The sequence below is a fragment of the Acidaminococcus sp. AM05-11 genome, from assembly GCF_003472805.1.
Taxonomy (GTDB): Bacteria; Bacillota; Negativicutes; order Acidaminococcales; family Acidaminococcaceae; genus Acidaminococcus; species Acidaminococcus hominis.
In genome coordinates this window covers 1-26553 of sequence record NZ_QRMX01000018.1, presented here as the reverse complement: position 1 = coordinate 26553, position 26553 = coordinate 1, and the positions used below count along the sequence as shown (strand labels likewise).

34 protein-coding genes and 1 tRNA gene are annotated in these 26553 nt (G+C 53.2%); 29 read left to right on the top strand and 6 right to left on the bottom strand.

Translation table 11 applies throughout. The features are described from left to right. Window positions 1-3 precede the first annotated feature (3 nt). The 17 genes from rpsE to DW089_RS08445 all read left to right on the top strand — a co-directional run bounded on the left by rpsE (window position 4) and on the right by DW089_RS08445 (window position 9798). Window positions 4-504, top strand: a complete 501-nt coding sequence (rpsE, locus tag DW089_RS08525; protein ID WP_105326380.1) for a 30S ribosomal protein S5 — start codon at window positions 4-6, stop codon at window positions 502-504. A gap of 12 nt (window positions 505-516) precedes the next feature. Next, window positions 517-702, top strand: a complete 186-nt coding sequence (gene rpmD / locus DW089_RS08520; RefSeq protein WP_105326379.1) for a 50S ribosomal protein L30 — start codon at window positions 517-519, stop codon at window positions 700-702. Between the two features lie 15 nt (window positions 703-717). Next, complete coding sequence (rplO, locus tag DW089_RS08515; RefSeq protein ID WP_105326378.1) at window positions 718-1158, top strand: 50S ribosomal protein L15; 441 nt, start codon at window positions 718-720, stop codon at window positions 1156-1158. After that, complete coding sequence (secY, locus tag DW089_RS08510; protein WP_105326377.1) at window positions 1159-2415, top strand: preprotein translocase subunit SecY; 1257 nt, start codon at window positions 1159-1161, stop codon at window positions 2413-2415. It abuts the gene before it with no gap. A 10-nt stretch (window positions 2416-2425) separates the two neighbouring features. Continuing rightward, window positions 2426-3070 (top strand): adenylate kinase, encoded by a 645-nt coding sequence (locus tag DW089_RS08505; RefSeq protein ID WP_105326376.1) that lies wholly within the window; start codon window positions 2426-2428, stop codon window positions 3068-3070. 13 nt (window positions 3071-3083) lie between these two features. Next, complete coding sequence (gene infA / locus DW089_RS08500; RefSeq protein WP_009015367.1) at window positions 3084-3302, top strand: translation initiation factor IF-1; 219 nt, start codon at window positions 3084-3086, stop codon at window positions 3300-3302. Window positions 3303-3331: 29 nt separating this feature from the next. Further along, window positions 3332-3445, top strand: coding sequence for a 50S ribosomal protein L36 (gene rpmJ / locus DW089_RS08495; protein ID WP_009015366.1), 114 nt, complete (start codon window positions 3332-3334; stop codon window positions 3443-3445). A 16-nt stretch (window positions 3446-3461) separates the two neighbouring features. Continuing rightward, a complete protein-coding gene (rpsM, locus tag DW089_RS08490) occupies window positions 3462-3827 on the top strand; it encodes a 30S ribosomal protein S13 (protein ID WP_105326375.1) in 366 nt (121 codons plus the stop codon). Between the two features lie 20 nt (window positions 3828-3847). Then, window positions 3848-4240, top strand: a complete 393-nt coding sequence (gene rpsK / locus DW089_RS08485) for a 30S ribosomal protein S11 (RefSeq protein WP_105326374.1) — start codon at window positions 3848-3850, stop codon at window positions 4238-4240. A gap of 19 nt (window positions 4241-4259) precedes the next feature. After that, window positions 4260-4853, top strand: a complete 594-nt coding sequence (gene rpsD / locus DW089_RS08480) for a 30S ribosomal protein S4 (protein ID WP_105326373.1) — start codon at window positions 4260-4262, stop codon at window positions 4851-4853. Between the two features lie 62 nt (window positions 4854-4915). Further along, window positions 4916-5887: a DNA-directed RNA polymerase subunit alpha gene (locus DW089_RS08475; RefSeq protein WP_105326372.1), complete on the top strand. Its 972-nt coding sequence runs from the start codon at window positions 4916-4918 to the stop codon at window positions 5885-5887. 14 nt (window positions 5888-5901) lie between these two features. Continuing rightward, complete coding sequence (rplQ, locus tag DW089_RS08470) at window positions 5902-6240, top strand: 50S ribosomal protein L17 (protein WP_105326371.1); 339 nt, start codon at window positions 5902-5904, stop codon at window positions 6238-6240. A gap of 130 nt (window positions 6241-6370) precedes the next feature. Next, complete coding sequence (locus DW089_RS08465; RefSeq protein ID WP_105326370.1) at window positions 6371-6892, top strand: TlpA disulfide reductase family protein; 522 nt, start codon at window positions 6371-6373, stop codon at window positions 6890-6892. A 1-nt stretch (window position 6893) separates the two neighbouring features. Next, a complete protein-coding gene (locus DW089_RS08460) occupies window positions 6894-7574 on the top strand; it encodes a cytochrome c biogenesis CcdA family protein (protein ID WP_118287101.1) in 681 nt (226 codons plus the stop codon). Between the two features lie 50 nt (window positions 7575-7624). After that, on the top strand, window positions 7625-8377 hold the full coding sequence (locus DW089_RS08455) for a hypothetical protein (protein ID WP_118287100.1): 753 nt from the start codon (window positions 7625-7627) through the stop codon (window positions 8375-8377). A 119-nt stretch (window positions 8378-8496) separates the two neighbouring features. Then, on the top strand, window positions 8497-9372 hold the full coding sequence (locus DW089_RS08450) for an NAD(P)-dependent oxidoreductase (RefSeq protein ID WP_105326367.1): 876 nt from the start codon (window positions 8497-8499) through the stop codon (window positions 9370-9372). A gap of 42 nt (window positions 9373-9414) precedes the next feature. After that, window positions 9415-9798: a RidA family protein gene (locus tag DW089_RS08445; RefSeq protein ID WP_118287099.1), complete on the top strand. Its 384-nt coding sequence runs from the start codon at window positions 9415-9417 to the stop codon at window positions 9796-9798. Between the two features lie 70 nt (window positions 9799-9868). On the opposite strand, the gene DW089_RS08440 is transcribed toward DW089_RS08445, so the two are convergent. Then, on the bottom strand, window positions 9869-10618 hold the full coding sequence (locus DW089_RS08440) for an IclR family transcriptional regulator (protein ID WP_118287098.1): 750 nt from the start codon (window positions 10616-10618) through the stop codon (window positions 9869-9871). A 183-nt stretch (window positions 10619-10801) separates the two neighbouring features. Here DW089_RS08440 and DW089_RS08435 point away from each other — a divergent pair, with 183 nt between their 5' ends. The 4 genes from DW089_RS08435 (at window position 10802) to serC (ending at window position 14788) form a co-directional block, all read left to right on the top strand. Continuing rightward, the gene (locus DW089_RS08435) at window positions 10802-11767 is read left to right on the top strand and encodes an agmatinase (RefSeq protein WP_105326364.1); all 966 of its coding nucleotides are present in this window, start codon (window positions 10802-10804) and stop codon (window positions 11765-11767) included. A 1-nt stretch (window position 11768) separates the two neighbouring features. Then, the gene (locus DW089_RS08430) at window positions 11769-12287 is read left to right on the top strand and encodes a folate family ECF transporter S component (RefSeq protein ID WP_105326363.1); all 519 of its coding nucleotides are present in this window, start codon (window positions 11769-11771) and stop codon (window positions 12285-12287) included. A 166-nt stretch (window positions 12288-12453) separates the two neighbouring features. After that, window positions 12454-13719, top strand: a complete 1266-nt coding sequence (locus tag DW089_RS08425; RefSeq protein WP_105326362.1) for a DUF1015 domain-containing protein — start codon at window positions 12454-12456, stop codon at window positions 13717-13719. After that, window positions 13703-14788, top strand: coding sequence for a 3-phosphoserine/phosphohydroxythreonine transaminase (gene serC / locus DW089_RS08420; RefSeq protein ID WP_105326361.1), 1086 nt, complete (start codon window positions 13703-13705; stop codon window positions 14786-14788). The genes DW089_RS08425 and serC overlap by 17 nt, the downstream gene beginning before the upstream one ends. Before the next feature lie 56 nt (window positions 14789-14844). On the opposite strand, the gene DW089_RS08415 is transcribed toward serC, so the two are convergent. From DW089_RS08415 to DW089_RS08395, 5 genes are all read right to left on the bottom strand, one after another. After that, on the bottom strand, window positions 14845-15609 hold the full coding sequence (locus tag DW089_RS08415) for a YgcG family protein (RefSeq protein WP_118287097.1): 765 nt from the start codon (window positions 15607-15609) through the stop codon (window positions 14845-14847). A 31-nt stretch (window positions 15610-15640) separates the two neighbouring features. Beyond that, on the bottom strand, window positions 15641-16195 hold the full coding sequence (locus DW089_RS08410) for a LemA family protein (protein WP_118287096.1): 555 nt from the start codon (window positions 16193-16195) through the stop codon (window positions 15641-15643). 208 nt (window positions 16196-16403) lie between these two features. Continuing rightward, window positions 16404-16931 carry a hypothetical protein gene (locus DW089_RS08405; protein WP_105326358.1) on the bottom strand — a complete coding sequence of 176 codons (528 nt, stop codon included), beginning with the start codon at window positions 16929-16931 and terminating at the stop codon, window positions 16404-16406. Between the two features lie 122 nt (window positions 16932-17053). Beyond that, on the bottom strand, window positions 17054-18481 hold the full coding sequence (hydG, locus tag DW089_RS08400; RefSeq protein ID WP_118287095.1) for a [FeFe] hydrogenase H-cluster radical SAM maturase HydG: 1428 nt from the start codon (window positions 18479-18481) through the stop codon (window positions 17054-17056). A gap of 255 nt (window positions 18482-18736) precedes the next feature. Continuing rightward, window positions 18737-18813 (bottom strand) — tRNA-Arg (locus tag DW089_RS08395). Window positions 18814-19052: 239 nt separating this feature from the next. On the opposite strand from DW089_RS08395, the gene obgE reads away from it, so the two are divergent. From obgE to DW089_RS08355, 8 genes are all read left to right on the top strand, one after another. Then, window positions 19053-20333, top strand: a complete 1281-nt coding sequence (gene obgE, locus DW089_RS08390) for a GTPase ObgE (RefSeq protein ID WP_105326356.1) — start codon at window positions 19053-19055, stop codon at window positions 20331-20333. Between the two features lie 51 nt (window positions 20334-20384). Next, window positions 20385-21509: a glutamate 5-kinase gene (proB, locus tag DW089_RS08385; protein WP_105326355.1), complete on the top strand. Its 1125-nt coding sequence runs from the start codon at window positions 20385-20387 to the stop codon at window positions 21507-21509. 11 nt (window positions 21510-21520) lie between these two features. Further along, window positions 21521-22777, top strand: a complete 1257-nt coding sequence (locus DW089_RS08380) for a glutamate-5-semialdehyde dehydrogenase (RefSeq protein WP_105326354.1) — start codon at window positions 21521-21523, stop codon at window positions 22775-22777. An 83-nt stretch (window positions 22778-22860) separates the two neighbouring features. Next, on the top strand, window positions 22861-23931 hold the full coding sequence (locus DW089_RS08375) for an efflux RND transporter periplasmic adaptor subunit (protein WP_118287094.1): 1071 nt from the start codon (window positions 22861-22863) through the stop codon (window positions 23929-23931). Window positions 23932-23951: 20 nt separating this feature from the next. Beyond that, window positions 23952-24635, top strand: coding sequence for an ABC transporter ATP-binding protein (locus tag DW089_RS08370; RefSeq protein WP_105326352.1), 684 nt, complete (start codon window positions 23952-23954; stop codon window positions 24633-24635). 4 nt (window positions 24636-24639) lie between these two features. Beyond that, window positions 24640-25854 (top strand): ABC transporter permease, encoded by a 1215-nt coding sequence (locus DW089_RS08365; RefSeq protein WP_118287093.1) that lies wholly within the window; start codon window positions 24640-24642, stop codon window positions 25852-25854. 4 nt (window positions 25855-25858) lie between these two features. Continuing rightward, on the top strand, window positions 25859-26023 hold the full coding sequence (locus tag DW089_RS11345) for a hypothetical protein (protein ID WP_158572348.1): 165 nt from the start codon (window positions 25859-25861) through the stop codon (window positions 26021-26023). 213 nt (window positions 26024-26236) lie between these two features. Beyond that, window positions 26237-26553 (top strand): LamB/YcsF family protein (locus tag DW089_RS08355; protein WP_199614728.1); only part of this gene is annotated, 317 nt, incomplete at its 3' end.

The following is a 26553-nucleotide window of genomic DNA, read 5'->3' as shown; positions in this document are numbered from 1 at the left end:
AGAGTGGCTAATTACGAAAAACAAGATGATGGCTTCAAAGAAAGAGTAGTCTTCATCAACCGCGTAGCTAAGGTCGTAAAAGGCGGACGTCGTTTCTCCTTCTCTGCTTTGGTTGTTGTTGGTGATGAAAATGGTCATGTTGGCATGGGCCTGGGCAAAGCTGCCGAAGTTCCTGAAGCAATCCGCAAGGGTGTGGATGATGCCAAAAAGAACCTGATCACTGTTCCTCTGAGAGGAACCACCATTCCCCACGAAGTTATCGGCATCTTTGGCGCAGGCCAAGTTCTGCTGAAACCGGCTTCCGAAGGTACTGGTGTTATTGCCGGCGGCCCTGTTCGTGCCGTATTGGAACTGGCCGGCGTGCGTGATATCCTGACGAAATCCCAGGGTACTTCCAACCCCAACAACGTGGTTCGCGCTACGTTGAAAGGTCTGGAAAACCTGAAGAACGCTAAAGAAGTTGCTGCCCTGCGCGGCAAAACTGTTGAAGAGTTATTAGGCTAAGGAGGTAGCATGATGGCACAAGTAAAAATCACGCTGACCCGTAGCTTAATCGGTTATCCGAAAGACCAACGCGCAACCGTGAGAGCTTTGGGCTTGGGTAAGATCAACACCAGCGTAGTAAAAGAAGACAATTCCACTTTGCAAGGTATGCTCCATAAAGTGAGCCACCTGGTTAAAGTAGAAGAAGTCAAGGCTTAACAAGGAGGGCTGCAAATGTATTTGCATGAATTGGCTCCCGCTCCTGGTTCCAAAAAAGCTCGCGTCCGTGTAGGCCGCGGTCTTGGTTCCGGTCTGGGCAAAACATCCGGCAAAGGCCAAAAAGGACAGAAATCCCGTAGCGGCGGGGTAAAGCGTCCTGGTTTCGAAGGTGGTCAAAAGCCGTTATACCTGCGTCTGCCGAAACGCGGTTTCTACAATAAATTCGGTAAGCATTACACTGAAATCAATGTGGATGTACTGAACTGCTTTGACGACGGTGCTGTAATCGATCCTGTTTCCCTGATTGAATGCGGTCTGGTTAAAAATATCCGTGACGGCATCCGCGTGCTGGGCAATGGCGAAGTAACCAAAAAGGTTACCGTAAGAGCTATGGGCTTCAGCAAAACTGCACAGGCAAAGATCGAAGCTGCCGGCGGTAAAGTAGAGGTGATCTAATTGGCTTCAGCCCTTGATAACCTGATGAAGGCTACGGAACTCCGAAAGAAAGTATTATTTACCCTTGCGATGTTCATAGTATTCAGGGCTGGAACGCAAATTCCCGTTCCGGGGGTTAACGCAGCCATGATCGAACGGTTATTCAACAATGGGAACCTGTTCGGTCTACTGGATCTGTTCTCCGGCGGTGCACTTAGTAAATTCTCTATATTTGCTATGAGCATTACTCCTTACATCAATGCGTCTATTATCACGCAGCTGCTTACAGTGGTGATCCCGACTTTGGAAGAATGGTCCAAAGAGGGAGCGGAAGGAGCAAAGAAAATCAATAAAGTCAACCGCTATGCGGCGGTTGGTCTGGGTGCCATTCAGGCAATTGGTATGGCGTACGGCTTACGGGCAGCAGTCAATAATCCTGACTTCTTCTCGTTTGCCATGATCGTCATTACCTTGACGGCAGGCTCCCTGCTGCTGATGTGGATTGGGGAACAGATTACTGCAAAAGGGATTGGGAATGGTATTTCCTTAATCATCTTTGCAGGCATCATTTCCCGTCTGCCCAACGGGCTGGCTGTTATCGGCCGGTATTTGCAGGCAGGCACCGTCAATGTCTTCAATGTACTGATCTTCGCGGTTCTGGCCGTGCTGATGGTAATGTTCGTCGTAGCAATTACGGTGGCATACCGGAAGGTACCGGTACAGTATGCGAAACGGATTGTGGGCCGTAAAATGTACGGCGGCCACACCACCTATATTCCCTTAAAGGTGAATCAGGCCGGTGTTATGCCCATCATTTTCGCTTCTTCCGTATTGATGTTTCCTGTGACCATTGCGCAGTTCATCAAGATCCCCTGGATCCAGACGGCAGCCAGCTATTTGGCATGGGGCACTCCGCTGCAGACAGGACTTTATATTGTGCTCATCCTGTTCTTCACTTACTTCTATACGGCGGTAAGCCTGAACATTCCCGAGATGTCCGACAATATCAAGAAGTACGGCGGGTTTATTCCTGGCCTTCGGCCCGGCAAACCTACCACGGACTATCTGGATCGGGTGATGAACCGGATCACTTTAGCGGGTGCTGTTTTTCTGGCATTCATTGCTATTATGCCTAACATCATCGTATGGCTCACAGGAATTTCCGGAGTTTACTTCGGCGGTACGGCCCTATTGATCGTTGTTGGCGTAGCGCTTGATACGATGAAACAAGTAGAGTCCTTGGTACTCATGCGACACTATCAAGGTTTCATGAAATAGGAGAGAGAACATGCATATTCTTTTAATGGGACCTCCTGGCGCAGGCAAGGGGACCCAAGCGGAAAAATTAGTTGCCGATTTCCCAATTCCCCATATTTCTACGGGAGATATGTTCCGTGCGGCTGTGAAAAATGGTACGGAATTGGGCAAGGAAGCCAAAAAATATATGGACGCCGGCGGTTTGGTGCCTGATGAAGTTACCATTGGTATCGTCAGAGAGCGCCTGAGCCAACCGGATTGTCTCAAAGGATTCATTCTGGACGGGTTTCCCCGTACCAAAGAGCAGGCAGTTGCCCTGGATGGGATTCTGAAGAATCTGGGCATCCAGCTGACCGCTGCGGTAAACATCAGTGTTCCCGATGAGGACCTGATCAGCCGTGTAACCGGCCGGCGCATCTGCAAGAGCTGCGGTGCTACGTATCATGTGGTATACAACCCTCCCAAAGTGGAAAATGTATGCGACAAATGCGGTGGGGAATTGTACCAGCGTGATGATGACAAAGAAACCACTGTGAAAAAACGTTTGGAAGCGTACCATAGCCAAACTGCTCCTCTTATTGCGTATTACAAAACGGAAGGCGTGTATAAGGAAATTGACGGCACTCAGCCCATCGATAAGGTGTATGCTGATGTGGTAGCAGCTGTAAAAGGGTAAGGAGGCATTACAAGTGTCGAAACAAGATGCAATCGAAGTAGAAGGTACTGTCTTGGAATCTTTGCCCAATGCTATGTTCCGTGTGAAATTGGAAAACGATCATGAGATCCTGGCCCACATTTCCGGAAAAATACGTATGAACTTTATTAAAATCCTGCCTGGGGATAAGGTAACCGTAGAGCTGACGCCCTACGACCTGAACCGCGGCCGGATTACTTATCGGTTTAAATAAAGAGGATTGGCAAGAGGAGGTTCAGCAACATGAAAGTAAGACCGTCTGTAAAACGCATTTGTGAAAAATGCAAGATCATTAAACGCAAAGGCCGTGTTATGGTCATTTGCGAAAACCCGAAACATAAACAAAGACAAGGTTAAAAAGGAGGTGCTTTGAATGGCTCGTATCGCCGGTGTAGATTTGCCGAGAGATAAACGTATCGAATACGCCCTGCCGTACATCTACGGTATTGGTTTGACTCTTTCCCGGGAAATCCTGGGTAAGACCGGTATTAACCCGGATACCCGTGTTCGGGATTTGACGGAAGCTGAAATCGCAAAGCTCCGTGAAATTCTGGATCATGAATACAAAGTAGAAGGTGACCTCCGCCGTGAGGAATCCTTGAACATCAAACGTTTGGTGGAAATCGGCTGCTATCGCGGCCGCAGACATCGTGCAGGCCTGCCTGTTCGCGGTCAAAACACCAAAAATAATGCTCGTACCCGTAAAGGCCCGAAAAAAGCGGCCGGCGCAAAGAAGTAATTTAAGGAGGGATTAGACGAGTGGCTGGGAAAAAAGTTGTCCGTAACAAACGGAAAGTAAGCAAGAATGTAGAAGCTGGTGTGGCACATATTCGCTCCACCTTTAATAACACGATCGTTACGATCTCCGACCTGAACGGCAGTGTCCTGAGCTGGGCATCTGCCGGCGGCATGGGCTTCCGTGGTTCTCGTAAGAGCACCCCGTTTGCAGCCCAAATGGCAGCTGAACAAGCTTCCAAGGCTGCTATGGAACATGGTCTGAAGAGAATTGAAGTTTTCGTAAAGGGCCCCGGTGCCGGCCGTGAAGCTGCCATCCGTGCTCTGCAGGCTGCAGGCCTGGAAGTGGAATCCATTAAAGACGTGACTCCGATTCCTCATAACGGCTGCCGTCCGCCGAAACGCAGAAGAGTATAATTGGAGGTGAAATAATAGAATGGCAATTGATAAGACTCCTGTTCTGAAAAGATGCAGATCTCTGGGCATGTCTCCGGCATTCGTGGGTGTTATGAAAGAATCCCATCGTCAGCCGAAACGCCAGTTCAAAAAGAAATCCGAATACGGTATGCAGTTGGCTGAAAAACAAAAGGCTAAATTCATCTACGGTGTTCTGGAAAAACAATTCCGTGGCTACTACGAAAAAGCCAAGAAAATGGAAGGTATCGCTGGTGCCAACCTGTTAATCCTGTTGGAACGCAGACTGGACAACGTTGTATACCGTCTGGGCCTGGCTAACACCCGTCGTCAAGCTCGTCAGCTGGTTACCCATGGCCACATTGCCGTTAACGGCAAGCGCCTGGATATTCCCTCTGCCCTGGTAAAAGCCGGCGATGTTGTTTCCGTTATGGAAAGCAGCCGCAGCTCCAACTACTTCAAGGGTATGGCTGATGTTCTGGGCAAGGCTTCTGTTCCTGCCTGGATCTCTGTAGACGCACAGAACCTCAGCGGAAAGGTTGACCGTCTGCCTGTACGCGATGATATTGATGTTCCTGTTGAAGAACAGCTGATCATCGAACTGTACTCCAAGTAATTGATACTGTTCTCCACTATTTATACCGCGTATTGTGGTAATGCGCGAAAGGAGGCTTCCGCATGAAGGAAATCGAAAAACCTAGCCTGGTTATCGACGAAATTTCCCCCGATGGGCGTTATGGCAAGTTCGTCTGGGAACCTTTGGAACGTGGATACGGTATTACTTTAGGTAATAGTCTGCGCCGTGTATTGCTTTCTTCCCTGTCCGGTATGGCTGTTACCGGCATCAAGATTGATGGTGTGCTCCATGAGTTCGCTACCATTGAGGGAGTCAGAGAAGACGTTGCAGATATCGTATTAAACATCAAGTCCTTGTGCTTCAAGGTGGGTATGGATGACAGCACCACCTTTGAGCCCAAGACGTTCTATATCAAGAAGTCCGGCGAAGGTGAAGTGACCGGCGCTGACGTAATCTGCGATCAGGACACGGAAGTTCTGAACCCCGAGCTGCATATTGCAACCCTGGACAAGAACGCCGTCCTGAACATGGAAATCTACGTTGACGTGGGCCGCGGTTACGTGCCGGCAGAGAAGAACAAGAGCAAGGATCAGCCCATTGGCTTTATTCCTGTTGACTCCATCTACTCTCCCATTACCCGTGTGAAATTCGGTGTTACCGATACCCGGGTAGGCAATGTAACCAACTATGACCGTCTGACCTTGGAAGTATGGACCGACGGCAGCCTGGGACCTGATGAAGCTGTAACTTCTGCAGCTGAAATTTTGATTAAATATTTGGCCTTGTTCAAGACCACCAACATTCCCAAGATCCAAGGGAATGAGGATAGCGCCAAGACCAGCGAAGAGGGTAGTAAATCCTCCGTATACCAGATGTCCATTGACGATCTGGACCTGACCGTTCGTTCCAACAACTGCTTGAGACGGGCCGGCATCAATACGGTAGAAGATATTATCAACAAGACGGAAGATGAACTCATCTGCGTCCGCAACCTGGGCAGCAAATCCCTGGAAGAAGTCAAGAACAAGATTGAGGAATTGGGCCTGCACCTGCGCAATTCCGATGAAGAATAGGAGGAAGACGAAAGATGGCATACAGAAAATTGGGCCGGAACTCCAGCAACCGGAAAGCTATGTTCCGCAGCATCTTGACCGCCTTCTTCAAAAACGAGAAAATCGAAACCACCGAAACGAAAGCTAAAGAAATTAGCGGTCTGGCTGCTAAATTGATCACCCTGGCTAAACAAGGTGACCTGCATGCCCGTCGTCAGGTTTTGGCATTCCTCGCTGATGAAGAAGCTACCACGAAGTTGTTTGACACCATTGCTCCCAAATACAAGGACCGCAACGGTGGTTACACCCGTATTTACAAAACAGCTCCTCGCCGCGGTGACGCTGCTGAAATGGCAATTTTAGAGCTGATCTAACGACATAAAGAAAGACTGTAGCAGAGATGCTACAGTTTTTTTTTGCCGCTTTTGCACTTTCTTCACAGAGCAGGGCAGGGGCTTATGGTATACTAAAGGAAAATCATTCTGCTTTGGAAAGGAGCCCTTTATGAAAAAGACCCTGTTTTGTCTGGCGGCTGTGCTGGCCGCTCTGTCCGCCGGCTGCAGTGCCGGCACGGCCCAAACCCCGGAGTCGGTTAAGCCCGCGGCCCAGACCCGGACTGCTGCCGCTCCTGGCTTTCGCCTAAAACAATTGGGGGCGGGAACTGTTGCTGTAAGCCCGGCCCAGGACGGAGCCCTCTACGTGCTGAATTTCTGGGCCACCTGGTGTCCGCCCTGCCGGGCTGAACTGCCGGAAATCGCCGCTTTTGCCAGCGCCCATGCAAAGGACGTGCGGTTCTACGGCATCGATCTGGATGAACCGGAGGGGGACGTGAAGGGTTTCCTGGAGAAGCAGCAGCTCCAGTTCCCGGTGCTGCTGGACGTGGGCGGCAAGGTGGCCCAGCAGTACGGGGTCCGGGGGATTCCCACCACGGTCATCCTGAACCGGAACGGCCAGGAAGTGTTCCGGAAGGTGGGGGGAACTACTTCCCAGGAACTGGAAAAGGTCCTCAAAGGGCTGGAGCAGTAGGATGCATGCGTCCTTAACTTTTGGCGCGGCCTTTGTGGGCGGGCTGGCTTCTTTTCTGTCCCCCTGCGTACTGCCCCTGCTGCCCACTTTGCTGCTGCTGTTGACCGGCAGCGGTACCGGGCGAAAAAGCCAGCTAGGGGTGAATCTTACGGCTTTCCTGTTGGGATTTGCCGTGGTATTTATGGCTTTGGGCGCAGCTTCCACCCTGGTGGGGCGTCTGCTTTTGGGGCACCTGGCCTTTTGGGAAAAGCTGGGGGGTATCCTTTTGGTGCTCCTGGGGCTTTTCCTTTCCGGACTGTGGCAGCCCCTGTTTTTGGTCAGGGACAGAAGGCCCTTTCTTCAGACTCAGGCGAAAGGGCCCCTGGGCTGCTTTCTGCTTGGGCTTTCCTTTACCTTGGGCTGGACGCCCTGCACGGGACCAATCCTAGCGGCGATTTTGCTGCTGGCGGGACACGAGGCTACGGTGGGAGCGGGGCTGCTGCTGGGCGTGTATACCCTGGGTTTTGCCCTGCCTTTTTTCCTGCTGGCCCTGGTCTGGAACCAAGTGGCGCCCAGAATCCGGCCCCTGTACCGGTACCTGCCACTTTTACAAAAGGCGGCGGGAATCTTCCTTTTGGTGCTGGGGCTTGCCCTGTTTTTTGGGTATGCCCTGCGGCTTAACGCTTTTCTTCTTCGCCTTTAGGCCGGCTCCATGGTATAATAGGGGAGCTAAACGCAGAAAGTGGTGAAGTGATGTTTAAAAAGCTCGCATTGTTCTGCTGCTGTCTGTCCCTGTTTCTTCTGGCAGGCTGCGGCAGTACCCAGAAAGTAGATAATACCCAGGTGGCTTCTTATCCTGGCTGGATTCAGGTAAATGCCGGCCAGCAGGCTTCCTTCTCGGTGCCTCCGGAACTGGCGGAAGAATCCCAGGAATACGTGACGGCCCAGCTGCAGAAAGAGGATTTGAATCCCCTGCTTCGGAAATGGCTGACGGAAGACCAGATTACCGGCAAAAGTGCCGGGTGCGTTATTGCCCAGACAACGGATGTAACGGCCCTGCCCTGGGAAGGGGACAACCATTATGCCCGGGTGGAATTCAAGACCATGCCCACTCCGGAAAAATTGCCGAAATATGGGCAAAATTTGGGCCTGAAGGCTGCGGAAATCAAGGACTTTGGGGATATTACCCAAAAGGCCCTGACGGGCATGGCCCAAAAGGACCTGCCGGAAGGCTACAGCCTAAATTTCCACGATTGGCAGCCCATGAAGAGTGTCATCATTAACGGGGTGGAGAGCTTATATACCTCCTATGAGGAAGACGTTGTATATCAGAACAAGCTCCAGGTGACCTTCCACGTAGAGCGGTGGACCTTCTTTAACCGGGACCGGGTCCATACCCTGACGGTAACCAGCCGCAAGCAGGATAAGGCCTACTGGGAGGACGAAAGCCGTCCCCTGTACAAAGTGGTCAATACCCTGAAAATCACCGCCAGCGAGGCAAAATAAGCCTGCTGGACCTACTCCTGACAGGAATTCTGCCAGGAGTTTTTTCTTGGGGGATATTTGTCTAATTGCCTTATTCATTGTATAATCAGGTTGTATGAGGGTAGAAGGGAGAAGCGATTATGACAAAACTACAGAATATTGGTTTTATCGGCACAGGTATCATGGGCAAGTCCATGCTGCGGAATCTGAAAAAAGCTGGCTATACCATGCATTGCTATGCCCGTCATCCGGAAAAGGTGGCAGATTTGGCTGCCGAAGGGGTAACGGTTCATTCCACCATTGCTGACTGCGTCAAGGCCTGCCAGGTGATGATTACCATCGTAGGGTTCCCCAAGGATGTGGAAGAAGTATATTTTGCTCCAGGGGCCATTTTTGACAGTGCAGCCCCCGGTACCTACCTGGTGGATATGACCACCACTAGCCCCACCCTGGCCCAGAAATTGTATGCGGAAGGCAAAAAGAAGGGCTTGCCGGTTTTGGATGCTCCCGTTACCGGCGGTGACACCGGCGCCAAAAACGGTACCCTGTCCATCCTGGTGGGCGGTGACAAAGAAGCTTATGAAACCCTGCTGCCGATTTTCCAGGGCATGGGCACCAACATCAACTATATGGGGGCTGCCGGCAATGGCCAACACGCCAAGATGGCCAACCAGATCATGATTGCCGGTGCCATGAGCGGTATCTGCGAAGCCCTGAACTACGCCAAGGTGAACGGCCTGGATCTGGACACCCTGTTAAAAGCTGTTTCTACTGGGGCTGCCGGCAGTGCCCAGCTGAACGCCTTTGGGGCCAAGATGGTCCACGGGGATTATGCTCCGGGGTTCTTCCTGAAGCATTTCATCAAGGATATGCGCCTGGCTAAGGAAGAAGCGGACAAGAAAGACCTGCAGCTGCCGGTACTGGCCCAAGTACTTTCCGAGTACCTGGAACTGGAAAAGGCAGGAGAAGGAAACCTGGGCACCCAGGCTCTGTTCACGTATTATCAAAAAAAATAATTTCTGGCAGAATAGCCAGAAACACTCTTTAGGAGGCTTTCCATGAAAAAAGAAATCAGCACGAAAAACGCTCCCGGCGCCATTGGACCGTATTCCCAAGGCATTGAAGCCGCAGGCAAAACCGTTTATGTTTCCGGCCAGATTCCCATTGATCCGGCTACCGGTGAATTTGCCGGCAAGGACATTGTGAGCCAAACCAAGCAATCCCTGACCAACGTCAAAAACATCCTGGCAGCTGCCGGGTATACCCTGGACGACGTGGTAAAAACCACAGTGCTGCTGGCAGACATTGCCGATTTCGGCGCCATGAACGAAGTGTATGGAACCTTCTTTACCGGCGTTTGCCCGGCCAGAGCCTGCTTCCAGGTAGCAGCCCTGCCCAAAGGCGCTTTGGTGGAAATTGAAGCGTTTGCCGTAAAAGACTGAGCTATCAGGCAACAAAAAACGGGATGTACCCCACAAATGTGGGGACGCATCCCGTTTTTTGTTTGCCTGTCTAATCCGACAGCAGGGCGCTTTTCTGCTCCAGCCGCTGGGCGGCCAAAAGGAGCCCGTCTGCCAGCTGGGTGTAGCCCAGGGCCTTCAGGCGCTCCAGGGGACCGGAAATGCTCAGGGCATAAATCCGGTCCTTCATCACAAGGGGCACGGCTACTGCGGCAATTCCCGGGTCCACTTCTCCTTCGGAAATGCAATAACCGGTCTGGAGAATGTGGAGCAGCTGGTTCTTGAGCAGCCGCTGCTGGGTCCGGTCCCCACCGATTTCCTGGATAATACTGTCCCGGAGTTCCGGGGGCTGGGCGGCCAAAAGGGTCTTGCCGGAAGCACCCTGGTCCAGGGGAACCAGGTAGCCCCGTTCCCGGGCCAGGCCCAGGGTGTGCCGGGATTTGGCCATGTCGGCGCAGATGCCCGTATGGCCCAGGAGGACGGACAGGACCACGGTTTCGTTGAACTGGTTGGCCAGCCGGTGCATCTCTTCGCTGAGGATTTCCCGGGTGGTATTGTGGACGGATACGGCGGAGGCCACCAGGAGTATCCCGGTGCCCAGCCGGTAGCGGCTGCTTTTGGCGGACTGCTCAATCCAGCCGGCGTACTGGAGGGTGCGCAGCAGCCGGTATACGGTGGTTTTGTGGAGGCCCAGGGCCTGGCTGATCTCCGTTAGGCTCAGGGATTCCTTGCGCTGGGCCGCATACAGCTCCAGCAGCCGGGTGGCGTGGAGCACGGAATGGACAAGGGGAGTGGTTTCCATAGAGGCGCTTCCTTTCTGTTTAGACGCTGAAGATGCCCCTATTATAAAAAGGACAGGGGAGAGCGTCAAGGGGTTTAGTTTCATTATAGTGCACAAATTGCTAAATAGTGTCCAAATTCATTGACTTACCCATTGCCCCCTCCTATAATGGGCAACAGAAAAGGGAAACAAAGGAGATACAGTATGGACAACTTCAGCTTACGCAAACCTTTAAATATGGCCCCTACGGGCATTGCTACTTTTGCCAAAACCGAACTGGCAACGGATATGTACCATGTGAAAGGGGATATCGCCGTTTTGGGCGCTCCCTTTGACCTGGCCATCCAAGGCCGGACGGGCTGCCGGCTGGGACCCCGGGGCATCCGCCTGGGTTCTACCCGGTTCAGCTACAAAAAGGGCGGGACCTACGATTCCGAACGCCAGGAATTCTATATGGACGCTAACCGCTGGAAAGTGGTGGACTGCGGGGACGTGGACTATATTCCCGGAGATTTGAAGGGCACTATGGACAACCTGCGGGAAGCCGTCCGGATCCTCCAGGACCAGGGCATTATGCCGGTGGTACTGGGCGGGGACTGCGCCGTGGATTATCCGGTACTCCAGGGTATGGAAGCAGCCGGTCCTTTTGACATCATCCATATCGATGCCCATTTGGATTGGACCAAACCCTTGGACGGACAGAAATACTTCAACGGCTCTCCCATGCGCAACGCCGCAGGGCTGCCCTATGTAGGGCGGATTCTCCATTTGGGAATCCGGGGCATCGGCAGCAGCGGTCCGGAAGATTTTGCGGAAGCCCGCTCCCACGGGGACGGTATCTATTCCGTACGGGATATCCGGAAAAAGGGCATCCAGGCTATTCTGGAAGAGTTCAAACCCCAGGCCCACAGCATCATTTGCTTTGATATTGATGCCATGGATGCGGTGTACGCACCGGCTACGGGCTCTCCCATGTTCGGCGGTTTTACCTACGATGAGGCAGTGGACATTCTGGAAGCCCTGACGGACTATACGGATCCCATTGCCATGGTGATGACGGAAGTGGCTCCCCCCTTTGATGACGTGGGCGGTACCACCGGTTACCTGGCAGCCCGGCTGATTTCTGATGAACTGGGCTTTATTACCAAAGCACGGGAAAAGAAGGGATAACATGGAAATGCGGCAGTCCCGGCATCCAGGGGCATGGCTGACCACCCTTGGCCTCTGTGTGGCCATGGAAGTGATTCTGGCCCGGTTCTTGTCCCTGCATACCTGGAATCTGAAAATCGGCTTCAGCTTCCTGCCGGTGGTGGCTGCGGCCTACTGGGGAGGTCCCCTGGCCGGGGGCCTGACCGGCCTTTTGGGGGACCTGATTGGGGCCCTGCTGTTTCCGGTGGGCACGTATTTTCCCGGGTTTACCCTGACGGCCTTTTTGGATGGGGCTGTGTACGGACTGTTTTTCCGAAAGAGAACCGGCCTCAAGGAAATTCTCGGGGCGGTGGTTACGGTGCAGCTGGGGCTGAGCCTGGTCTTAAATACCTTTTGGCTGAGCCTGCTGTATCAGGTGCCCTGGAGAACTTTATTGTGGCTGCGCTTGTTTCAATGTTTTGGCGGGCTGGTGGTGAAGGTGCTGGTACTGCGCCTTGCCCTGCCTGCAATGGAAAAAGGATTGGTGCGTCGGTTTGTCTGACGCCCAATCCTTTTTTGCGTTTGGCTATCAAGAAAATTTTAAGGAACACTGTCCATGCCCCTACTACTTTTACATAAATATGATATAATAAGGGAATGTAATTCATGGTTTTGTAAAGAATTTGTATTACCTTTGATGGGAAAAAGAACAAGTTTGGAGTGATACTATGGCTCATATCAAACCCTTTGCTGCCTTGCGGCCTACACCGGAGCTGGTCAGCCAAATCGCAGAATTACCCTATGATGTAATGAGCACTGCCGAGGCCCGGGAAATCCTGAAAAAGAATCCCCTGAGCTTTGTCCGGGTCAGCCGGGCAGAAGCCGATCTGCCGGAAGGCATTGCCGAAACGGATCCCCAGGTCTACGCCAAGGCCCGGGAAAACCTGGAAGACTACATTGCCAAAGGCCAGCTGAAACAGGATCCCCAGCCCTGCTACTATATTTACCGGCAGCAGATGGGGGCTTATATCCAGATTGGCCTGGTGGCCGTGGCTTCCCTGAAGGACTATGAAGAAGGCATTATCAAGCGGCACGAACTGACCCGGGAAGTCAAGGAAACGGACCGGGTCAACCACATCCTGGCGACCGGGGCCCAAACGGGACCGGTGTTTTTGGCCTACCGGAGCAAAGGGGTGCTGACGGCCGTACTGCTCCAGTACATGGGCAATCATACGCCGGTGTACAATTTTGCCGGGGAAGACGGGGTGCGGCATACCCTGTACGTGATCCAGGAGCCCCTCAAGGTGCGGGAAATCACCCACCTGTTTGAACAGGTGCCGGCCCTCTACATCGCTGATGGGCATCACCGCTGCGCGGCAGCCCTGCGGGTGGCCAAGGAACTGGGTGCCCGGCCGGGCCAAACCGGGGAGGAACCGTACAATTATGTGCTTTCCGTGATTTTCCCGGAAAATATGCTGCACATTCTGCCCTATAACCGGGTGGTCAAGGATTTGAACGGACTGTCCCAGGAAAAATTTTTGGAGCTGCTCCGGGAAAAATTCCAGGTGGAAAAGGCGGAACGGGCCGTGGAGCCCAAAACCCTCCATACCTTTGGGTTGTATCTGGCCGGCCAGTGGTATAGCTTAAAGGCTCTGGACGATACCTTCCCGCTGACGGATCCCATCGCTTCCCTGGATGTAAGCATTCTGCAAAGCAATGTGCTTTCCCCCATTCTGGGCATTGAGAACCCCCGGACTGATGAACGCATTGATTTTGTGGGAGGCATTCGGGGCCTTTCGGCCCTGGAAGAAGCTGTGGACGGCGGGGATTACACCCTGGCTTTCTCCCTGTATCCCACTTCCATGTACCAGCTGATGGCTGCGGCGGACGAGGGGCTTGTGATGCCGCCCAAATCTACCTGGTTCGAACCCAAACTGCGTGACGCACTGACTATACACCTGATCGGAGATGGAAAAAATGGAAAGAGTTTATAATTTTGGTGCGGGGCCTTCGATGTTCCCCTTGGCGGTCTTGAAAGAAGTACAGAAGGAACTGCTGGACTATGAAGGCAGCGGCATGTCCGTGCTGGAAATCAGCCACCGGAGTGCCTTGTATGAAAAAATCAACGACGAAGCCCAGGCCGATATCAAAAAGCTGCTAGGGATGGATGACAGCTGGGTGGTGATGTTCATGGGCGGCGGGGCAACCCTCCAGTTCTCCATGATTCCCATGAACTTCCTGAAACCGGGGAAAGTAGGGGCCTACGCCATTACCAGTACGTTCTCGGAAAAGGCCATTGCCGAAGCCAAAAAGGTCGGGGACGCAGTAGAAGTCTTTACCAGCAAACCCACCGGCCTCGACCGGGTTCCCCAGCCGGAGGAGCTGGTACTGCCCAAGGATTGCGCCTACCTGCATATTACTGCCAACAACACGGCGGAAGGCACGGAATACCACAAATATCCGGATACCGGGGAGGTACCCCTGATTGCGGATATGTCTTCGGATATTCTGTCCCGGCCCGTTCCCGTAGACAAGTTCTCCCTGATCTACAACGGGGCCCAGAAGAACATCGGGCCGGCTGGGGTTACCGTGGTCATGGCCAAAAAGGATTTTGTCACCGGCATGGATCCCAATCTGCCCATCATGATGAATTATGAAACCTTCAGCGGCCACGATTCCGTCTACAATACCCCGCCGGTATTTGGGGTGTACATGGTAGGTCTTATGGCCAAATGGCTGCTGGCCCAGGGCGGTCTTGCTGCCATGGAAAAGCGCAACAAGGAAAAGGCCAAGTTGGTGTACGGCGTTCTGGACAGCCATCCGGAATTCTACAAGGGCCACGCCCAGCCGGAAAGCCGTTCTCTGATGAATGTTACCTTCAACCTGCCTACGCCGGAACTGGAAAAGAAGTTTGTGGCCGAAGGGGCCGAACATGGACTGGTGAGCCTGAAGGGTCACAAATCCATTGGCGGCATCCGGGCGTCCATTTACAATGCCATGCCCCTGGACGGCTGCGAAGCGCTGGCCGCCTATATGGAACGGTTCTGGAAGAAAAATAAATAACGCGCAAAAAAACACGGTGTGCCTTTAGGTACACCGTGTTTTTTTAGGATTTTGTCTTACCAGCTGCGGCTGGAACCGCCTCCGCCGCCGGAACCTCCGCCGTAGGAGCCGCCGCCTCTGCCGCCGCCCCGGAAAAAGAACAGGTACAGCAGGAAACGGAGAATGGCGCCGCCGAAAAGCAGCTGGTCTACAATAATCAGCAGCAAGACGCCGGCCAGCAGCAGGATATTCAAGGGATTCCAGGCTGTATCGCTGCTGCCGGGATTCTGGGCCGCAGCGGCCTGTGCACTGCGCTGGACGCCCAGGTCTTCTACGGACAGGTTGTATTCCTTTAACACCGTTTGGAGCAGGGCCCCGTAGGCATTCAGGATACCCTTATCGTAGTTGCCGTTCTTGAAATAGGGCAGCATATACTGGTCCTGGATGCGGCCGGTGAGCCCATCGGGCAGGGCCCCTTCCAGGCCGTAGCCTACCTCAATCCGGCTTTTCCGGTCGTTGACGGCTACCAGCAGCAGTACGCCGTTGTTCAGGTTCTTGTCCCCAATGCCCCAGCCCCGGAGTACGGCCAGTCCGTATTCTTCCGGGGTGGCATCCCCCAGGGTAGGAACGGTCAGCACTACGATTTGGGCCTTGGTTTTCTGCTGGAGGGCGGAGCCATAGGCGTTGATGGTGTTTCTGGTGCTGGCGGAGAGTACCCCGGCCCGGTCCTGCACGTAGATACTGGTGGTGGGACGGGGCGGAATCTGGGGTTCTGCCAGAGCGGTCAGGGGAGAGAAGACCAGCTGGCAGAGGAGCAGCAGCCAGAGCAATATTTTTTTCATGGCATTCTCCTCTCGGGCAGGGTCAGCGGGCTTAGAACTTCACCTGGGGAGCCGCCTGGGCGTTTTGGTCGGCCTGGAAATAGGACCGGGACGTAAAGCCCATCATATTGGCGATGATGACCGTAGGGAAGCTTTTGATTTTGGCATTGTAGGCCTGGGCTGCATCGTTGTAGTCCTTCCGGGCTACTGCCAGGCGGTTTTCCGTGCCGGCCAGCTCATCCTGGAGCTGGAGGAAGTTGGTGTTGGCTTTCAGGTTGGGATAGTTTTCCTGGAGGGCTAGCAGCCGGGTCAGGGCACTAGACAGTTCACCGCTGGCTTGGGCCGTATCGGCAACATTCTGGGCACCGGCCAGTTTGGCCCGGGCGTTGGCCACATCCGTAAAGACCTGGCTTTCGTGGGCGGAATAGCCCTTGACGGTATTTACCAGGTTGGGAATCAGGTCAGAACGGCGCTGCAGCTGTGTTTCTACCTGGCTCCATTTGCCGTTGACGTTTTCGTTGGCGGAAACCAGGCCGTTGTAGGAGCCGAAGATCCAGCCTGCACAGAGCAAGAGCACAACCAAGATGCCAATCAATACTTTTTTCATGGATATTCCTCATTTCTAGGTTTTTTAGGGTGCCAAAAGACTTATTTACAATAGTATCGTATCGGATAGGCGGGACCCTTGTCAATAGAAGGGAAACAGTTGGAGCCTAAAAGAATGTGAAAAGATTTGAAACTGTCAAGAAACTGTGAAGAAGGGTGAGAAAAAACAGGTACTGCGCAACGGGCAGTACCTGTTTTCGGGTTTGTGCTTAGTATACCAATTCCTGATGGCCAATCAGGCAGGTAGCCGGGTTCAGCAGGGCCGTACCGGTAAATTCCTTGGTCTTGAAGGTAGCCTTGTACACCACAAAAGGCGTACCGCTGGAGCTGTCTTTCACGGACGTAACCACAATGTCGGTAGCATCCGGATAGGTTTGCAGGATGGTAGCCTTGGCATCGGCTTCCGTCTTGCTGACTGTTACGGAACCAGGGTAATTGGAGGAATCGATAACCACCTTGGCAACCTTATCGGTGGCACGGTCCACAGTTACATGGAAGCGCTGCAGCGTGTTGGGATCCAGGAATTCCATTTCAAAGGCATTTTCGCCGGTCTTGGCGCTGGTAAGAACGGCAGCGGAAGGCACTACGGCAGCGGCGGAATTGACGGCGGCCTGTTTTTCGGTGACCAAATCAGTAAAATCTGCCGGAGCGGCAAAAGCCGGTACTGCAGTACCCAAGGTAGACAGAGCAATCATCCCTGCGGCGGCAGCCATAGCTGCTTTTTTCTTCATATCCATAATCATACCCCCATTCAATACTTTTATACCTTAATATTAATGTGTTACGGGAGAGAATACAAGAAAAAAGCGTTTTTACAGGGAAAAATATGGAAAAAGATTATAAATTTGTAACAATTATATCAAAAACGGAAATCTCTTTCCCCCTGGTCAATCTTTTCCAGGTACCCTTCACAGGTGGCACGGACCACGGCGCTGGGAATGTGTTCCAGCTCCTTTTGGATGGCTTCCAGGGCTTTTGCCCGGGTGTCCGGGGACGCGTAATCGTCCAGGTATTCCCGGAGGGTCAGAAGGGCATTGGGCTGGCAGCAGTTGGAGATTTCTCCGGTTTTGGCCAGGGCCATGAACCGGTCCCCGGTACGACCGGCCCGGTAGCAGGCGGTGCAGAAGCTGGGAATATACCCATCGGACAGGAGCCAGTTGATGACCTGGTCCAGGGTCCGGTTGTCATTGACTTCAAATTGGGAGGAATCCTCTTCTTCCCCTTCTTCAGCGTAGCCGCCTACACTGGTGCGGGAACCGCCGCTGATCTGGGAAACGCCTACGTCCAGCACAGCTTTCCGGGTGGCTGCCGATTCTCGGGTGGAAACGATGATGCCGGTGTAGGGCACGGTAATCCGCAGGATGGCCACGATTTTCTTGAATAGCTGGTCGTCAATGGCATCGGGGAAGGACTGGACAGAGATGTCGTCTGCCGGACGGATCCGGGGCACACTGATGGTGTGGGGGCCTACACCAAAGTTGGCTTCCAGGTGTTCCTTATGCATCAGGAGGCCTACAAAGTCGTAGCGGTACATATTGAGACCGAACAAAACGCCTACGCCCACATCGTCAATGCCTCCGGTCATGGCCCGGTCCATGGCTTCCGTATGGTAGGCATAATCATGCTTGGGGCCCTGGGGATGGAGTTTTTCGTAGTTTTCCTTGTGGTACGTTTCCTGGAACAGGATGTAGGTGCCGATACCGGCTTCCTTGAGCTTCCGGTAGTTTTCCACGGTGGTGGCTGCGATATTCACATTTACCCGGCGGATGGCGCCATTTTTGTGCTTGATGCTGTAGATGGTGCGGATGCACTCCAGAATGTATTCAATGGGGTTGTTTACCGGATCTTCCCCGGCTTCCAGGGCCAGACGTTTGTGTCCCATATCCTGGAGGGCCGTGACTTCCCTGATGATTTCTTGCTGGCTCAGTTTTTTCCGGGCGATGTGCTTGTTCTTGGCATGATAGGGGCAGTACACACAGCCGTTGACGCAGTAGTTGGACAGGTATAGGGGAGCAAACAGGACAATGCGCTGACCGTAGATTTTGTCCTTGATTTTCCGGGCCAGGTCGTAAATGGCTTCGGTCACTTCAGGAGCCTCACAGCTCAGCAGGGTGGCTGCTTCCCGGTGGGTCAGCCCCTGCATTTGGGCCGCTTTTTCCACCAGGGACAGGCAGTAGGCCTTGTCCTCCTTGTGGCTGTCGGCATAGGTCAGGGAGTCCAGGATTTCCTGGTGGTTGATGAATTCTTCTGCCTGGGTAGAATGGGGATTGTAGGGGATGTTTGTCATGATAATTTCCTTCTTTCCTGTTCTGCTCACCGGGTTCTTCCATAAAAAAAGCATGCCAAATAGGCATGCGAAAAGAACGGGTCGATTCACCGCCTTAATACTCGGAGGATTCCTTGTATGCAGGGAGCGTAATGGCCTCATTGTACCGTTTTAAAGTGTAAAATACAATACAAAATCAGGAAATTTTACTAAAATAGAGAATGTTTTACACAAATAAAAAATCCGCAGGAAGCTCCTGCGGATTCAATATTCAAATGGTGGCCCCGGAGTGATTCGAACACTCGACCTTTTGGTTCGTAGCCAAACGCTCTATCCAGCTGAGCTACGGAGTCATAACTGAACAAGGATTAGTATAGCGGTTTTTGGGTTTCTTGTCAACATTTTTTTAAAACTTTCTCAAAGAATTTTTTGGGAGGGGGGAGCAGGGGCAAAACTCACAAGTATTTGTAAAAAGTCTATGATATAGAAGCGAATTGTTATTATTGGCGTGTAGAAACGTCTTGGATATGGTAAAATGAGATATTAATCTATATTGTATGTTTTGTGTTTTGAGGAAAGGCAAAGGTGTAAAATGCTGTTTACGGATAAGGCAAGAATTTACGTGGAAGCGGGTTCTGGCGGCGATGGTGCCTCCAGCTTCCGCAGAGAAAAATATGTGGCCTGCGGCGGTCCCGATGGGGGCAATGGCGGCCGGGGCGGTTCGGTGATTCTGGTGGCCGACAAGGACCTGAATACGCTGGTGGATTTCCGGTACAAACGGAAATTTGTGGCGGAGCGGGGCGGCAATGGTGCTGCCAAAAACTGCACCGGGCATAAGGCTGAAAATATCAAAATCAAGGTGCCCCTGGGCACGGTGGTAATTGATGACGCTACAGGCGCAGCCCTGGCGGATTTGGCGCATCCCGGGGATGAATTTGTAGCAGCCCGGGGCGGCCGGGGCGGCAAGGGCAATGCTTGCTATGTGACCAGCACCAAGCAGGGGGTAACCTTTGCGGAAAAGGGCGAGCCGGGAACCAAAACCTGGCTGCGGCTGGAACTGAAAATGCTGGCCGATGTGGGCATGGTAGGCTACCCCAGCGTGGGCAAGTCCAGTATTGTGGCACGGGTTTCCGCCGCACGGCCGGAAATTGCTGCGTACCATTTTACCACCCTGACCCCGGTACTGGGCGTGGTCCGGCTGGATGCAGAAAACAGCTTTGTGCTGGCCGACCTGCCGGGCCTGATTGAAGGGGCCTCCCAGGGCGTGGGCCTGGGCCACGATTTCCTCCGGCATATTGAACGGACCCGGGTTATCCTCCACATTGTGGACACCAGCGGCTGCGAAGGCCGGGACCCGGTGGAAGACTTCAAGAAAATCAACGAAGAACTGGCCCTGTACAGCGAAAAGCTGGCCAAGCGGCCCCAACTGGTGGTAGCCAATAAAATGGACCTGCCGGATGCGGAAGAAAACTATAAGCGGCTGGAAGAATATGTAACGAAGGCCGGTTATCCCATTATGAAGGTGTCTGCCGCTACGGGCCAAGGCCTGAAGGAACTGATGTGGAAAGCCTACGATATGCTGAAGCATGCCCCTCAGGAAGAAGAAATCCTGGAAATCGGACCGCTGAAGGAAGCAGATCCGGATTCCTTTGAAATCATTACCAATAATGTGGAAGATGCTGATTTTGAGGTAAAAGGCAAGAACATCGAGCGCCTGGTGGCCATGACCAATTTCGACAACGACGAAGCGGTGTACCGCTTCCAGCTGATTTGGCGGCGCCTGGGCATCGAGCAGGCCCTGAAGGACAAGGGCATTCAGGAAGGTCAGACCGTACGCATCGGCGATATGGTCTTTGATTATCAACCCCAGTGAGTTTGCTAGTGCAATAATTTTATATAACTATCTAGATGGGTGGGTGATTGTATGAACCGGGATAAACTAAAGGACGTCAAACGGATTGTTGTGAAAGTAGGGAGCAGCACCATTACGTATCCCAACGGGAAAATCAACTACGAGAAGATTGAGAAACTGGCACGGGTGATGACGGATTTGCAGAATCAGGGCAAGGAAATGATTCTGGTATCTTCCGGCGCCGGAGCAGCCGGGGTAGGCCGGCTGGGCCTTAAAGAAAAGCCCTCGGACCTGCCGGGCAAGCAGGCCTGCGCTGCCGTAGGCCAAGGCATCCTGATGAACATTTACGAGCGTCTTTTCGCGGAATACAGTCAAGTGGTGGCCCAGGTCCTTTTGACCCGGATTGACACCATCGACCGGCATCGCTACTCCAATTCCCGGAATACGTTCCAGGAACTGATCAAATGGGGCGTGATTCCCATTGTCAATGAAAATGACGTGGTGGCGGTGGATGAAATGAAAATCGGGGACAACGACAATATGTCCGCCCTGGTGGCCAGTATGGCCGATGCGGATTTGGACATTCTGCTGTCGGATATTGACGGCCTGTACACGGCAAACCCCAAAACCCATCCGGACGCCCAGATGGTCCACGAAGTGGAAAAGGTGACGCCGGAAATCGAAGCTACAGCTGGAGGCGTAGGTTCCAAAAACGCTACCGGCGGTATGCTGACCAAGCTCCAGGCTGCCAAAACGGCTATGAGCTCCGGCATCTATTTGATTATCGCTTCCGGGGAAGACCCGGAAATCCTCCGGAAAATTGTCCGGGGCGACGAAGTGGGGACCCTGTTTGTTCCCCGGGAAAACCATCTGCGGTTCCGGAACCAGTGGCTGGCCTTTGGGGCCAAGATCTGCGGTTCCCTGATTGTGGATGACGGCCTGGCCAAGGTCATCCGGGAAAAGGGCAGCTGCAGCATTCTGCCGGTGGGCATTACCGCCGTGGAAGGCAATTTTGAAAGCGGCGTGACGGTCAGCGTCAAGGACAAGGAGCATCACGAGCTGGCCCGGGGGCTGACTTTCTACAGCTCCGAGGAACTGGAACAGATCAAGGGTGCCAAGTCCGAGGAAATTGCCAATATTCTGGGAGCCAAACACTATGATGAAGCGATTCACCGGGATAACCTGGTGATCTTGTAAGGAGGTGCGCCATGTATAAGGAAGGGTTGGTACGGGAACAGGCTGCTGCTGCCAAAGACGCAGAAGTGACCCTGGGAATTCTCAATACGAAGGTGAAAAATGATATTTTGCTGGCCATGGCTGACAGCCTGCTGGAGCAGGAAGAAGTTATTTTGAAAGCCAACCAGCTGGATATGGAGAAGGGAAAAGCCGGGGGCTTGAAGGACTCCCTGCTGGACCGGCTGCTGTTGACCCACGACCGTTTGGTACAAATGGCCAAGGGCATCCGCCAGGTAACGGCGCTGCCGGATCCGGTGGGGAAAATCCTCAGCGGTTCCATGCTGCCCAACGGCCTTACCCTGACCAAAATCACCGTGCCTTTGGGGGTTATTGGCATCATTTACGAAGCCCGGCCCAATGTAACGGCGGACGCCATTGCCCTGTGCGTGAAAAGCGGCAACGCCGTAATCCTGAAGGGCGGCCGGGAAGCCCTCCATTCCAACAAGGCGGTCAGCGATGTGCTGATTGCTGCCGGGGAAAAGGTGGGCCTGCCCAAGGGTGCCATCCAATTTGTGAACGTGCCGGAACGGGATGCCGTAACGGAACTGATTCATCTGAACGGTCTGGTGGATGTGGTGATTCCCCGGGGCGGCGCCGGGCTAATCCAAAGCGTGGTGCGCAACGCCTCCGTACCGGTGATTGAAACCGGTGCCGGGGTCTGCCATACCTATGTGGACGAATACGCCCAGATTCCCATGGCCGTAAATATTGCCCTGAATGCCAAGGTGAACCGGCCTTCCACCTGCAACGCCATGGAAACCCTGCTGGTGCACAAAAACATTGCCGATACCTTTATGCCGGCCATGCTGGAGGCCTACAAAAAGGCCCGGGTGACCATTTTGGGCGACGCCAAGACCCAAAGCTACAGCGCAGAGGTGCAGCCTGCTTCGGAAGAAGATTGGGCTACGGAGTATGGGGACCTGCGGCTCAGCGTCAAAGTGGTGGACAGCCTGGAAGAAGCGGTGGCCCATATTCGCCGCTACGGCACTGGCCATTCTGAAGCCATTGTCACGGAAAACTACGAAAACGCCCGGAAATTCCAATTGCTGGTGGACGCAGCGGCGGTGTATGTGAATGCTTCCACCCGGTTTACCGATGGCTTTGAATTCGGTTTCGGGGCGGAAATCGGCATCAGCACCCAGAAACTCCACGCCCGGGGACCTATGGGCCTGCCGGAACTGACTACCACCAAGTACCTGATTAATGGGAATGGGCAGGTACGGGGCTGAGTTTTCATGAAACCTTCACAAAGAGGGTGTATTATGGAAACGGAAGTCGTGGAAGAACTTTAGCGAAGAAAGCAGGGGAGAGTGTGGACAAACTACGAAAGTACAAAACGCTGCTGATTGTGCTGGTGGTGCTGATCATCGCCGGCCTGGGCGGCTATAAGTACTACCAGAATAAAAAATTGGAGGAAACGGTGGCGGCTACCCGGACGGATGCCGTAACCCGGGGCGACGTGCGGAAAACCATTTCTGCCACCGGTGCCCTGAACGCTGTGGACAGCGTAGAAATCAACTCCAAAATTACCGGCCGTATTGTGCAGGTGTACGTAAAGGAAAACCAGCACGTAACGGCAGGCCAGCCCTTGGTAAAACTGGATGATACTTCTTTAAAGGCCACCCAGGAAATGAAGCGGGCCACCCTGGCGGATAAGGAAGTGACCTACCGCCGTGACCAGCAGCTGCTGGAACAGGGGGCCATTGCCCAAAGCGTATTTGATACCGCGGAAGCCGATTATCTGGTGGCCAAGGCCGAATATGAACAGGCAACCTCCAATGTAAACGATACAGTAATCTCTACGCCTATTGATGGTTCTGTCATTGGCAAACCGACGCCTGTAGGCCAGACGGTATCCTCCGGTATTTCTACGCCTCAGGTACTGATGACCGTAGCCACCCTGGACAAGATGCAGATCTATCTGATGGTGGACGAATCCGATATTGGCCAGATCAAGGTGGGCCAAAAGGTGGAATTTACGGTAGATGCCTACCCGGATACCACCTTTGAAGGGATTATTTCTTTGGTCAGCCGCAGTGCTACCACTACCAACAACGTAAACTACTACACCTGCTACGTGGATGTAGAAAATACGGAAGGCAAGCTGCTGCCCACCATGACTGCCCGGGCCAACGTCATTGTTGACCAGGTGCAGGATGCCCTGACCATTTCCAGCAAATGCCTGCGGACCAAGGACGGGAAAAATTACGTTCAGGTCTACGACAAGAAGACCAACACCAGCAAGGATGTGCCGGTAAAGGTACTGCTTACCGGGGAAGACCGGATTGCCGTAGAAGGCGATCTTCAGCCGGGGGATGAGCTGCTGGTGAGAACCACGTCGGCAACCTCCACCAGCAACAAGCGGATGGGTCCTCCCATGTAAGGGAAAGGAGGCAGACGGGAATGGATGTAATCGAATTGCAGGACATTGTAAAAAGCTACGCCATGGGCGACACAGTGGTTATGGCCCTGAATCACGTTTCTGTGAAGTTTGAGCAGAGCAAATTCACTTCCATTGTAGGCCCTTCGGGCAGCGGCAAATCCACCATGATGAATATCCTGGGCTGCCTGGACCGTCCCACTTCCGGCCATTATCTGCTGGAAGGCAAGGACATTGCCAAATACTCGGACGATGAATTGGCCCGAACCCGGAACCAGCGGATTGGCTTTGTGTTTCAGAGTTTCAACCTGCTGTCCCGGCTGACGGCCGTGGAAAATGTAGCCCTGCCCCTGATCTACGCCGGGGTCAAGCTGGCGGAGCGGACGGAGCGGGCGGAAAAAGCCCTGGAAGCGGTGGGGCTGGGCAAGCGGCTGTACCACAAGCCCAACGAGATGAGCGGCGGCCAGCGGCAGCGGGTGGCCATTGCCCGGGCCCTGATCAACAACCCGGCCATTATTATGGCCGACGAACCCACCGGCAACCTGGACACAAAATCAACCTTGGAAATCATTGATATTTTTGAACAGCTGAACCATGACGGCAAAACGGTTATCATGGTTACCCATGAACCGGAACTGGCGGCAATGACCCAGCGGATCCTGACCATGCGGGATGGCTGTTTGATCCAAGACGAACGGAAGGGGTAGAAAGGTGTTTCGAGAATGTGTGAAAATGGCACTGGAAGGTATGGTGTCCAATAAGCTGAGAACCTTTCTTACCATGCTGGGTATTATCATCGGGGTTGGCTCGGTGATTGCCATGGTGTCCCTGGGCCTGGGCATGCAGGAACAGGTCAAGGAGAACATCAGCAGTATGGGCAGCAACCTGCTGATTGTCATGAGCGGCGGCCGGACGGCCAATGGCCAGCGGATTGCCAGCGGCAGCGGCGCCAAGCTGACCTATGAAGATGCCAAGGCCATTGAGAAAAACGTGGACGGTATCAAGTATGTGGCTCCTGGCGTGCAGAGCAGCTACCAGCTGGTTGCCGGCAACCAGAACTGGAATACCTCGGTACAGGGGTATACCCCCAACATCATCGAAATCCGCAACTATACCATTGCAGATGGCCGGATGTTTACGGAACGGGAAATGAGCAGCCGGGACCGGGTGTGCGTTATTGGGAAAACCGTGGCGGACAACCTGTATCCTGACGGCAATGCCGTAGGCCAGCTGGTGCGGATCAACAAAGCTCCTTTCCAGGTGATTGGGGTAATGGGAGCCAAGGGCCAGTCTTCCATGGGCCAGGATCAGGATGATGTGGTATTCATCCCCCTGACCACGGCTATGCAGAGACTGATGGGTCTTACCAGCGTCCGGAATATTACCATCCAGTGCGAAAATGAAAATACCATCAATCAGGTCCAATCCGATGTAATTACCCTGCTGCGGACCCGGCACAAGATCAAGAATGGGGAGGACGATGACTTTACCGTCCGAAACCTGGCGGAAATCATCAAGACTGCCCAGGAAACCACAGGGTCCATTACCCTGCTGCTGGCCATTGTGGCTGCTATCAGCCTTTTGGTAGGCGGCATCGGGATTATGAATATCATGCTGGTTTCGGTTACCGAACGGACCAGGGAAATCGGCATACGGAAAGCCCTGGGGGCCACCTACAAGGATATCCTCCTCCAGTTCCTGGTGGAATCCATGGTTATCGGGGTCACTGGCGGAACCACGGGCATGATCCTGGGGGTTATTGTATCCTCCATTGTAGCCCATGTGATTGGGTGGAAAGTGGTGATTTCGGGGCTTGCCATTGTAATCTCCGTTCTCTTCTCCGTGGGTATTGGCCTGTTCTTTGGACTGTACCCAGCCAAGAAGGCAGCCCTTCTGGATCCCATTGATGCCCTGCGCTACGAGTGATGCCATGACAGCGCAGCAAAAACCCACTTTGGGACAGAAATGGCGGGGTTTTGTGGAGCTTTGCCACCGGCCCAAGACGAAATTTGACGTAAAGGACCGCACCCGGGCATTGATACTCTTTGCTATTGTGGTGAAGGGTCTGATGGAACTGGTACGTATGGTTAAATAAGCTAAAAAGGCAGCAGGCCAAGCAGCGCAGCTTGGCCTGCTTTTTGTTTGTAAAAATGTAAAAAAGTAAAACAATGGATTTGGAACTAACTTGTTATTTCATTAAATCAGAAAGCAAACAGAATACATGAAATATTTGAATGAATCAATGTCGATTTATACGATATACTGATACTGGATATTATATACAAAATACAAATTAGGAGGGATTGGTATGAAAATCGATTTGAATTCCGACTTGGGTGAAAGCTTTGGTGCCTACAAGATTGGCTTGGATGAAGAGGTGCTGCCTTTGGTTACGTCCGCCAATATTGCCTGCGGCTTCCATGCCAGTGATCCGTCCGTGATGAAAAAGACCGTGGACCTGGCTGTGAAAAGCGGCGTGGCTCTGGGAGCCCATCCTGGGTATCCGGACCTGGTAGGCTTTGGCCGCCGGAAAATGGCTGTATCTCCGGCTGATGTGTACGCCATGGTGGTGTATCAGGTAGGGGCTTTGTCCGCTTTTGCCAAGACCCATGGCACCAAACTGCA

Bases quoted from the DNA above. Each gene is read 5' to 3' on its own strand.
- rplQ (WP_105326371.1), top strand. From the start codon at position 5,902: ATGGCATACAGAAAATTGGGCCGGAACTCCAGCAACCGGAAAGCTATG.
- DW089_RS08445 (WP_118287099.1), top strand. From the start codon at position 9,415: ATGAAAAAAGAAATCAGCACGAAAAACGCTCCCGGCGCCATTGGACCG.
- obgE (WP_105326356.1), top strand. From the start codon at position 19,053: ATGCTGTTTACGGATAAGGCAAGAATTTACGTGGAAGCGGGTTCTGGC.
- DW089_RS08505 (WP_105326376.1), top strand. From the start codon at position 2,426: ATGCATATTCTTTTAATGGGACCTCCTGGCGCAGGCAAGGGGACCCAA.
- DW089_RS08435 (WP_105326364.1), top strand. From the start codon at position 10,802: ATGGACAACTTCAGCTTACGCAAACCTTTAAATATGGCCCCTACGGGC.
- DW089_RS11345 (WP_158572348.1), top strand. From the start codon at position 25,859: ATGACAGCGCAGCAAAAACCCACTTTGGGACAGAAATGGCGGGGTTTT.
- DW089_RS08425 (WP_105326362.1), top strand. From the start codon at position 12,454: ATGGCTCATATCAAACCCTTTGCTGCCTTGCGGCCTACACCGGAGCTG.
- rpmD (WP_105326379.1), top strand. From the start codon at position 517: ATGGCACAAGTAAAAATCACGCTGACCCGTAGCTTAATCGGTTATCCG.
- DW089_RS08415 (WP_118287097.1), bottom strand. From the start codon at position 15,609: ATGAAAAAAATATTGCTCTGGCTGCTGCTCCTCTGCCAGCTGGTCTTC.
- DW089_RS08410 (WP_118287096.1), bottom strand. From the start codon at position 16,195: ATGAAAAAAGTATTGATTGGCATCTTGGTTGTGCTCTTGCTCTGTGCA.
- rpsM (WP_105326375.1), top strand. From the start codon at position 3,462: ATGGCTCGTATCGCCGGTGTAGATTTGCCGAGAGATAAACGTATCGAA.
- rpmJ (WP_009015366.1), top strand. From the start codon at position 3,332: ATGAAAGTAAGACCGTCTGTAAAACGCATTTGTGAAAAATGCAAGATC.
- hydG (WP_118287095.1), bottom strand. From the start codon at position 18,481: ATGACAAACATCCCCTACAATCCCCATTCTACCCAGGCAGAAGAATTC.
- serC (WP_105326361.1), top strand. From the start codon at position 13,703: ATGGAAAGAGTTTATAATTTTGGTGCGGGGCCTTCGATGTTCCCCTTG.
- DW089_RS08380 (WP_105326354.1), top strand. From the start codon at position 21,521: ATGTATAAGGAAGGGTTGGTACGGGAACAGGCTGCTGCTGCCAAAGAC.
- DW089_RS08465 (WP_105326370.1), top strand. From the start codon at position 6,371: ATGAAAAAGACCCTGTTTTGTCTGGCGGCTGTGCTGGCCGCTCTGTCC.
- DW089_RS08405 (WP_105326358.1), bottom strand. From the start codon at position 16,931: ATGGATATGAAGAAAAAAGCAGCTATGGCTGCCGCCGCAGGGATGATT.
- DW089_RS08440 (WP_118287098.1), bottom strand. From the start codon at position 10,618: ATGGAAACCACTCCCCTTGTCCATTCCGTGCTCCACGCCACCCGGCTG.
- proB (WP_105326355.1), top strand. From the start codon at position 20,385: ATGAACCGGGATAAACTAAAGGACGTCAAACGGATTGTTGTGAAAGTA.
- rpsD (WP_105326373.1), top strand. From the start codon at position 4,260: ATGGCAATTGATAAGACTCCTGTTCTGAAAAGATGCAGATCTCTGGGC.
- DW089_RS08475 (WP_105326372.1), top strand. From the start codon at position 4,916: ATGAAGGAAATCGAAAAACCTAGCCTGGTTATCGACGAAATTTCCCCC.
- rplO (WP_105326378.1), top strand. From the start codon at position 718: ATGTATTTGCATGAATTGGCTCCCGCTCCTGGTTCCAAAAAAGCTCGC.
- DW089_RS08455 (WP_118287100.1), top strand. From the start codon at position 7,625: ATGTTTAAAAAGCTCGCATTGTTCTGCTGCTGTCTGTCCCTGTTTCTT.
- DW089_RS08460 (WP_118287101.1), top strand. From the start codon at position 6,894: ATGCATGCGTCCTTAACTTTTGGCGCGGCCTTTGTGGGCGGGCTGGCT.
- DW089_RS08430 (WP_105326363.1), top strand. From the start codon at position 11,769: ATGGAAATGCGGCAGTCCCGGCATCCAGGGGCATGGCTGACCACCCTT.
- DW089_RS08370 (WP_105326352.1), top strand. From the start codon at position 23,952: ATGGATGTAATCGAATTGCAGGACATTGTAAAAAGCTACGCCATGGGC.
- DW089_RS08450 (WP_105326367.1), top strand. From the start codon at position 8,497: ATGACAAAACTACAGAATATTGGTTTTATCGGCACAGGTATCATGGGC.